This window comes from Desulfonatronospira sp. (assembly GCA_003563255.1).
GTDB lineage: Bacteria > Desulfobacterota > Desulfovibrionia > Desulfovibrionales > Desulfonatronovibrionaceae > Desulfonatronospira.
Genome location: PWSL01000206.1, coordinates 1 through 6657, shown reverse-complemented (window position 1 = coordinate 6657; position 6657 = coordinate 1). Strand labels below are relative to the sequence as shown.

The 6657-nt window shown below is 55.9% G+C and carries 6 protein-coding genes; 3 read left to right on the top strand and 3 right to left on the bottom strand.

Annotated features, from left to right (window positions below; translation table 11 throughout):
* Nucleotides 1-6: 6 nt before the first annotated feature.
* Complete coding sequence (locus tag QZP87_RS06085) at nucleotides 7-1353, bottom strand: O-acetylhomoserine aminocarboxypropyltransferase/cysteine synthase family protein (protein ID WP_291322033.1); 1347 nt, start codon at nucleotides 1351-1353, stop codon at nucleotides 7-9.
* 468 nt (nucleotides 1354-1821) lie between these two features.
* Between QZP87_RS06085 and QZP87_RS06080 the strand changes: the two genes are divergently transcribed.
* The 3 genes from QZP87_RS06080 to QZP87_RS06070 all read left to right on the top strand — a co-directional run bounded on the left by QZP87_RS06080 (nucleotide 1822) and on the right by QZP87_RS06070 (nucleotide 5220).
* A complete protein-coding gene (locus tag QZP87_RS06080; protein WP_291322032.1) occupies nucleotides 1822-2994 on the top strand; it encodes a homoserine O-acetyltransferase in 1173 nt (390 codons plus the stop codon).
* The gene (gene metW / locus QZP87_RS06075; protein ID WP_291322031.1) at nucleotides 2981-3655 is read left to right on the top strand and encodes a methionine biosynthesis protein MetW; all 675 of its coding nucleotides are present in this window, start codon (nucleotides 2981-2983) and stop codon (nucleotides 3653-3655) included. Before QZP87_RS06080 ends, metW begins: the two co-directional genes overlap by 14 nt.
* A gap of 305 nt (nucleotides 3656-3960) precedes the next feature.
* A complete protein-coding gene (locus tag QZP87_RS06070) occupies nucleotides 3961-5220 on the top strand; it encodes a BPL-N domain-containing protein (RefSeq protein WP_291322030.1) in 1260 nt (419 codons plus the stop codon).
* 74 nt (nucleotides 5221-5294) lie between these two features.
* On the opposite strand, the gene QZP87_RS06065 is transcribed toward QZP87_RS06070, so the two are convergent.
* Nucleotides 5295-5483 (bottom strand): hypothetical protein, encoded by a 189-nt coding sequence (locus QZP87_RS06065; protein WP_291322029.1) that lies wholly within the window; start codon nucleotides 5481-5483, stop codon nucleotides 5295-5297.
* Between the two features lie 269 nt (nucleotides 5484-5752).
* A complete protein-coding gene (locus tag QZP87_RS06060; protein ID WP_291322028.1) occupies nucleotides 5753-6415 on the bottom strand; it encodes a thermonuclease family protein in 663 nt (220 codons plus the stop codon).
* Nucleotides 6416-6657 lie beyond the last annotated feature (242 nt).

Here is a 6657-nt window from a genome sequence, read left to right as displayed (position 1 = left end):
CCATGCCTACCCCAAAGCCTGGCCCAGATCAGCCAGGATATCATCAATATGCTCCAGGCCTATGGACAGTCGAATAAAATCAGGACTTACTCCGGCGCTTTTCTGCTCTTCTTCTGTAAGCTGGGCATGAGTGGTGGAAGCCGGGTGAATGGCCAGGCTGCGGGCGTCCCCGATATTGGCCAGGTGGCTGAAGAGCTTGAGCCTGTCTATGAACCTGCGGCCGGCCTCCAGGCCGCCCTTGATCCCGAATCCCACCATGGCCCCGAAGCCGCCGTGCAGGTACCTGCTTGCCTGCTCATGGGTGGGATGGTCATGCATCCCCGGGTACAACACCCAGGATACAGCGGGATGATCTTTTAGATATCGTGCAGTGTCCATGGCATTCTGGCAGTGCCGTTCCATGCGAAGACCCAGGGTCTCTATGCCCTGCAGGATAAGAAAGCTGTTGAAGGGAGAGATGCAGGCCCCTGTATCGCGAAGCAGTACCGTCCTGGCCCGGATGATATATGCGGCCCAGCCCACTGCATCGCTCCAGACCACGCCGCCATATGACGGCTCAGGCTCTGTAAACATGGGAAACCTGCCCGAGGCCTTCCAGTCAAAATTGCCGCTGTCCACTATGATCCCGCCTATGGAATTCCCGTGCCCCCCGCAAAACTTGGTCAGGGAGTGCACCACGATATCCGCTCCATGCTCAAAGGGACGGCAAAGCGCCGGAGTGGGCACAGTATTGTCCACTATCAGGGGCACCCCGGCCCGATGCGCTGTTGCCGCAAGCATTGAAAGATCCGGGGTGTCCAGACCGGGATTGCCCAGGCTCTCCACAAACATGCACCTGGTTTTGTCGGTCACGGCCTCTGCAAAGGCCTGCAGGGAGGTTGTCTCCACAAAGGTGGTTTTGATCCCGTAGCGGGGCAGGGTATGGCGAAACAGGTTGTAGGTGCCCCCGTAAAGACTGGAGGAGGAGACAATATGATCTCCGCTTTCGCAGATGTTCATCACGGCATAAGTGATTGCCGAAGATCCTGAACTGGCAGCCACCGCCCCCACCCCGCCTTCCAAGAGGGCCATTCTCTTCTCCAGAACGTCAGTGGTGGGGTTCATTATCCTGGTATAGATGTTTCCAGTGGCTTCCGGGGCGAAATCCTCCGGCCTCAGGCCCTCTGTGTCCAGGTTCAGCCTTGGGGCCCACACTTCGGGCTTGAGGCTGAAGAGGGAAGCCGCATCCTGGCTGTCGGAAAAAACAAAGCTTGTGCTCTGGTATATAGGCACGGCCCGGCTGCGGGTGGCCACGTCCGGGGTATGGCCTCCATGCAGAGAAATGGTCTCGGTTTTCCAGTTTTTTTTAGACATTAAATATATCCTTGTTGGCTTGCGGCCCCGGGTGTTATACTCTTCAGGGACTTGTTTATGCGTAACCATTCAGGGGGTCCTCGGTGGTGACTAATGGCACAGCCCCCCTGAATGATTACGTTTATGCTATGGCATGCATATTCCTTGACAGTTGAGGATTCTTTGCAGAATATGCATGCCTTGATCCAAATCCGGTTTGATAACTTTTTTCAGCGTAAATTGCAAAAGCTTTGGCACTACAGCGAAACTTTGTATAACTAATTGCCTCTGCCGGCGGAGACAGGCAGTTTTGCCGAAATCAAACCGTAAAACGACCGGGCTCTCCGGCGGTAAAAGAACCAGTCCCCTTTCAGCTCAAATGTCCCTGTAGTGTTAGGCGCTTACTACTTATTCCGGGCGTACCATTTTACCCCGAGCCAAAGACAATAAAATTCACAAGCATTCCCGACCCGGCAGACAGGAGAAACCATGAGCCAGCCAAACCAGATCCCGGATTCCAGCGTGGGCCTGGTTGAGACCCGGAGTGTCATTTTCAGGGGGGCGGAGTGGGTGCTGCAGCTGGAATCAGGCAAGACCCTGCACCCGGTTAAAGTGGCCTATGAGACCTATGGCCGACTCTCACCGGCAAAAGACAATGCCGTCCTGGTCTGCCACGCCCTGTCCGGAGACGCCCATGCTGCAGGCTACCACACCGGTGCTCCCGGGGAAAAGCCCGGCTGGTGGGAACTGATCATAGGACCGGGCAAGCCCCTGGACACGGACCGCTACTTTGTCATCTGCAGCAATTTCCTGGGGGGCTGCAAGGGCACCACCGGCCCGGCCGACATTGACCCGGCCACAGGCAGGCCATACGGCCTCAACTTTCCCTTTTACACGGTCCGGGATATGGTCAAAGTCCAGAAATGGCTGCTGGACCACCTGGGAGTTAAAAAGCTTCTGGCGGTCATCGGCGGTTCCCTGGGTGGCATGCAGGTTTTGCAGTGGTCCATAAGCTATCCCGATCTGGTCCTGGGTGCCATCCCCATAGCCGCCACCGCCCGCATGTCGCCCCAGGCCATAGCCTTCAACGAGGTGGCCAGACAGGCCATAATGAGCGACCCCTCCTGGAATTACGGGCTTTACAAGCCGGACCGGCAACCGGAAAGCGGCCTGGCCCTGGCCAGGATGATCGCCCACATCACTTATCTTTCGGAAAACGCCATGTTGCGCAAATTTTCCCGGCGCATGATTGACGGTACCGAGCGCGGTTTCAAGCTGGAGGCGGACTTCCAGGTGGAGAGCTACCTGCATCACCAGGGCAGTACCTTTGTAAAACGTTTTGACGCCAACACCTATCTCTACATCACCCGGGCCATGGACTATTTTGACCTGCACCTGGACTACGGCAGTCTCAAAAACGCCTTCGACCCCTGCAAAAGTTCTTTTCTGGTGGTCTCCTTCACCAGCGACTGGCTTTTCCCGCCCTTCCATTCACAGGAACTGGTCAAAGGTCTGCGCCAGGCCGGCAAAAACGTCTCCTACTGCAATATCGGCAGCGACCAGGGGCATGACGCATTCCTGCTGCCCGGCAACCGTATGGGGGAGGTGGTCTCTGGATTTCTCACCAGGCTGGAAAAGGAGGTGCAGCTTGCAGGCAAATGAAGACAAGGTCCGTTTCGACTGGAACCGCAGCCTGCCCCGGGACAGGGAACTGGACCCTTATATCCTGGAACTGGCCAATCCCCGGGAGCGTGTCCTGGACCTGGGCTGCGGCCGGGGCGAACTCTTGAAAAAATTAAAAGAAGAAAAAAAGGTCAGGGAACACGGCATCGAGCTCAACTCCGAACACGTGGCCGACTGCCTGGCCCAGGGCCTGTCTGTAATCCAGGCCGACCTGGAAGAGGGCTTAAGCGACTTTATGGGTGAGTGTTTCGACCTGATCATTTTAAACCAGGTCCTGCTGACTGTAAAAGATCCCCTGGCGCTTCTCCAACAGGCCCTGCGCATCGGCCGCAGGGCTGTGGTTACCTTTCCCAATTTCGCCCACTGGCGTATCAGGCTGCACCTGCTGCTGACCGGCAGACTCCCGGTTAATCAGACCTTGCCCTACAAGTGGTACGAGTCCCCGGAAATCAGGCTGGCCACCATCAAGGATTTCCAGGAACTGTGCCGGGAACTGCACATAGAGATCGAGAGCCGACGATTTTTGCAGTTAAATTCCCTGGTGCAGAACCGCAAAGTGAATCTCTGGCCCAACCTGCGCTCCACTGTGGCTCTGTTCTGCCTGCGCCGGGGAGGGCAGTACGATAGCAACCCAAAATAATTGGTATCTGTTCAGCGCTTTGCATGTGGCAGGGGGACCGGCTCTTCCGGGACCCACTTGTCCCAGAAAATGAGATATTTTTAAGCACAAAATAATGCTCAAGTGGGTCCTGGAGTAGCCTGTCCCCTGCTTTTGTAAAAAACGCTAAACAGGTCGAAATATTTTGAATTTGTAATTTTGTATTTGTGCAGGAAATGTGTTGCGGGAACTGTCCCCGGGCCGGTTCCTGCATCCCCCTGAATGGTTACCTCATATCCTGTTACAAAATACAAGAAGCATTGGGGCGGTACTACCGGGCAACTATCATGCACACCAGTGAAAATAAGATTTATATGCTCTGGGACGAGTCCCACCTGTGGGGGCTTATGCTCTGGCGGGCCTTACAGGCGCTGGAAATACCCCGCCGGATTGTCAGGGCGCACACCCTTCGCCAGGGTCTTTTAAGCACCCACCCCCCTGCTGCCCTGCTGGTTCCCGGAGGCTGGGCCAGGCTCAAGGCAGACAGCCTGGGCCTGGAAGGAATGACCGGCATCAGAGATTATATCCGGTCCGGGGGCAGATACCTGGGCATCTGCGGAGGTGCAGGGCTGGGACTCAGCTCCGCTTCCGGTACCCCCTGCCTGGACCTGTGCACCTGGTCCAGGAAACCCATACAGGAACGCCTGCCCAATTTCAGCGGGCATGTCCGTTGCCGGGTGCGCCTGCCTCACTGGAGTAAGTCCCGCAACGACATATTTTTGCCTGTTTGGTGGCCTTCACAGTTTGAGCAGGGTCCGAAAAGTACTGGAGATGTTGATACCCTGGCCCAGTACCTGGAGCCCGGCCGGGACTTCTGGACTGCCGACCTGCCTTACTCCGACCTGGACCATCCGGACGTATACAGATGGGAACAGGTCTACGGCATCAATCTGGACCCTGAGCGCTTGCGGAGCGAGCCCTGCATGCTGCATGGCAGGCTGGGCCGGGGAGAATTTGTGCTGAGCTACTCCCACCTTGAAACCCCGCAGTCACCCCAGGCCAACAGGCTTCTAAGGGAACTACTTCTTGCCTGGCTGGGATACGATATCACTGAGAGTCAACAAAACAGCGTAACTCAGTGGGATATTTGCAATATTGAAGCTGCCTGGGATGACGGGACACTGCAGAAGTGCAGGGCTGGCCTGCATGAGGCCATAGAACTGGGACGCAGTCACTTCCTTTTTTACTGGCGCACACCGTGGCTTCTGGGCTGGCGCAGAGGTGTTCCGGGTTCGCCCCTGAACTTTCTGTACGCCATGACCGGCCACGCCCTGGAAAAACGCCCAGACGTTCAGGCCCTGAGGTTCTGGGAAGGCGAAAAAAAAGTCTTTGAGGAGTACCTGGATCAATTTATATCCAGGCTTAAAACCTATCTCATCAGGGAACGTCTGGCACTTTCCCTGGCCCCATCATCCCCGGAGGCCAGTTCGGACAGAAAGCTGCAGCAGGAAAAAAAGGAACTCTTCGGGTCTTTCCCTGGCTACGGAGGTCTTTACGGCCGGCTTATCCGGCCGCTGGATCACCTGCTTTATCTTCTGGAGAGGTGAAAAAACCTCTGGGACTGAAAGATCCATACAGGCGGACCTGTATTCATACCTGCCGTGGGGACACCGGGGAAGTGTTAACCATGCCCGTAATAGTTGTAAAACTCCGGGTGAACAGATATGATTATCTTGCCTTTATTCTCCACCTGCACCACCTTTTCCGGCAAAAGCCCCACGTCCATGGCCAGACCCTCTATTCGGGCCTTTTGCTTATGTACCTCATCGCTCATCGAATCAAACCTGGCTACTTCTACCCAGTCATCCATGCTTGCCTCCTGTAACCTCTGTTTGTACTGTTCTGATCTTTTCCACGCATACTCCAGCCCTCTTCCCGGACCCCGGCCGCATGCCTCACCTCTCTGCATAGTAAGCATTCAGGGGGTATTCGGTTGTAGTTCCTGGCACCAGGCCTGGGGACTGTCCCCGCTAAGTACTATCTACGCAGGTTCACACAACTTAGCGTTTGTAATATTTTTTTTGCAGGAAAGGTGTCGCGGGGACTGTCCCCGGGCCGGTTCCGGCACCCCCTGAATGGTTACTCTGCATCCGGCCACGGGGTGCACCTGCGGCAGGGCGCGTATCCCGCGTAAAACACCTGGCGCAAAGTGGAAAACTCCTCGCGGTTATGCTGGGCTATCCTCCGGCCGTAGCCGCATTCCGGATGGTGAAAACGTTTGCTGCGTTTGTTGGCCATCCATGTTTCAACTTCAGGATATTGCCTTAGAACCTCTGGCCAGAAACCGGCATTTGCATCAATGGCCCTTTGCTGTGCCCTGTGCAGTTCCCGGGATATATTTTCGTCCTGGTCCGCATGGGGATAATAAAAGGCCAGGCCTTCCCGGACCAGCAACAGACTGATATTTTCTCCCGAAGGCAGATAAACATAACCCAGAGTCCTGCCGAAGCGATCCTGGGCTACCTGGCCTGTCTTCAGAGTCAGGGTGCGTCCCTGAACCAGCTCTTCAAGTCTCTGGGTGGCCTCAAGGGCGAAATACTGGTCCGGACGGCCGTCACTGGCTGTTTCCGGAGCATCAATACCTTTCAGCCGGACCACTTCCCGGTCTCCCAGGATCAGGGTATCCCCGTCCGGCACCCAGGATACCCGGACTTCCCTGCTCTGCGCCCCCGCCTGAGCCAGACCCGGAAGCAGGATTAGAAAAAACAGCCCAAAAATACATGCCAACCACCGTGCTCGCATAACCCCTCCCATCCCCTGTCCTTAAATCCACTACTGCCCTATCACTTGCACCCTGATCCTCAATCCCTGATCCTCAATCCCATAATCCCTCAATCCCTCAATCCCTCAATCCCTGAATCCCTCAATCCCTCAATCCCTCAATCCCTCAATCCCTCAATCCCTCAATCCCTCAATCCCTCAATCCCTGAATCCCTCAATCCCTGAATCCCTCAATCCCTGAATCCCTCAATCCCTGAATCCCT

Bases quoted from the DNA above. Each gene is read 5' to 3' on its own strand.
- QZP87_RS06060 (WP_291322028.1), bottom strand. From the start codon at position 6,415: ATGCGAGCACGGTGGTTGGCATGTATTTTTGGGCTGTTTTTTCTAATC.
- QZP87_RS06080 (WP_291322032.1), top strand. From the start codon at position 1,822: ATGAGCCAGCCAAACCAGATCCCGGATTCCAGCGTGGGCCTGGTTGAG.
- QZP87_RS06085 (WP_291322033.1), bottom strand. From the start codon at position 1,353: ATGTCTAAAAAAAACTGGAAAACCGAGACCATTTCTCTGCATGGAGGC.
- QZP87_RS06070 (WP_291322030.1), top strand. From the start codon at position 3,961: ATGCACACCAGTGAAAATAAGATTTATATGCTCTGGGACGAGTCCCAC.
- QZP87_RS06065 (WP_291322029.1), bottom strand. From the start codon at position 5,483: ATGGATGACTGGGTAGAAGTAGCCAGGTTTGATTCGATGAGCGATGAG.